The sequence below is a fragment of the Streptomyces sp. NPDC047315 genome (assembly GCF_040643215.1).
GTDB lineage: Bacteria > Actinomycetota > Actinomycetes > Streptomycetales > Streptomycetaceae > Streptomyces.
In genome coordinates, this window is sequence record NZ_JBEYTZ010000120.1 from 1 (window position 1) to 1,161 (window position 1,161).

At 67.7% G+C, this 1,161-nt stretch carries 2 protein-coding genes; both read right to left on the minus strand.

The window, feature by feature from the left end; translation table 11 throughout:
- Positions 1 to 590, minus strand: a 590-nt coding sequence (locus ABZ842_RS38845) for a transposase (protein ID WP_361548604.1), incomplete at its 3' end; no start/stop codon positions are given.
- Positions 587 to 1,102: a winged helix-turn-helix domain-containing protein gene (locus ABZ842_RS38850; protein ID WP_361548607.1), complete on the minus strand. Its 516-nt coding sequence runs from the start codon at positions 1,100 to 1,102 to the stop codon at positions 587 to 589. The genes ABZ842_RS38845 and ABZ842_RS38850, both read right to left, overlap by 4 nt.
- Positions 1,103 to 1,161: the final 59 nt, after the last annotated feature.

Consider the following 1,161-nt stretch of genomic DNA (forward strand, 5'->3'; position numbering starts at 1 on the left):
TACTGATCTTTTCGTAAGTTCGGTGGGTGTGGTGGGTGGATGGTCAGGCCGGTGTGGGTGAGGAATGACCATGGCAGTTGGGGGTTGTTGTTGATGCGGTGGATGCCTTGTTCGGTGGCGTCTGCGACGTCGGCGAGGTGGTCGCCGGCGAGGTTGGCGAGTTCGCGTTTCTTGAGCGAGGACCACAGCAGTTCCACCGGGTTCAGCTCGGGAGCGTAGGCGGGTAAGCGTTCCAGGGTGAGCCAGTCCTGCTCGGCCACCCAGGCCCGCATCGCCCGGCTCCAGTGGGCGGACAGGCCGTCCCACATGAGGACCACCCGCTCACCGCGGTAGAACACCTTCATCTGCTCCAGGACCTCGATGAGGGCGGCGGTGTCGTAGCTGCCGGGCTTGAGGTGGAAGCACAGGCGGGCCCCGCGGTCGGGGTCGGTGGCGTGGTAGCCCAGGGCCCCGGCCATCGACGCGCGCTTCCAGTTCAGCCGGTGCCGCAGGAGCGGGGTCCGCCCTCGGGGCGAGTAGGTGCGGCGGACCTGCGGGAGGAGGGAGACGCCTGATTCGTCGAGGAAGACGATCCAGGCACCTGTGTTCACGGCCCCTTTTTGATGCGCGGCCACTCGTGCGCGATCCAGCGGGCGATCTCCGACTCGTCCCGCTCGACCGCCCGCCGCTCGGGCCGCTGCAGACTCCACCCGAGCCTGCCGGTCAGCAGCCGCCACACCGACGCTCTCGACAACACCACCCCGGTCACGCGGGTGACGACCGCGCCGACCCGCTCCAGGGTCCACAGGTCGGCCTCGAAACCATGAGCCTGGGCACCTTGCTCCAACGCGGCCCGCACGTCCTCGACCTGGGCGTCGTCCAGCTTGGGCGGACGCCCGCTGGCCGCACGCCGGCGAAGGGCCGCAGGACCACCTTGCTCCCACACCCGCCGCCAACGCCGCACACTCTCGGCACACACCCCCACCGCCCGCGCGATCTCCGCATTCGAGACACCATCCTCGAACAACTCAACCGCCCGAACACGACGCGCCTCCGCCAACTGAGGCCGCGACAAAGGAGAAAGAGAGGAGCCGACCGCAGAGAACGACGCTTGATATGCCACCCCGAAAGCCTCCCACCCACACGACAACCACACCCACCGAACTTACGAAAAGATCAGTA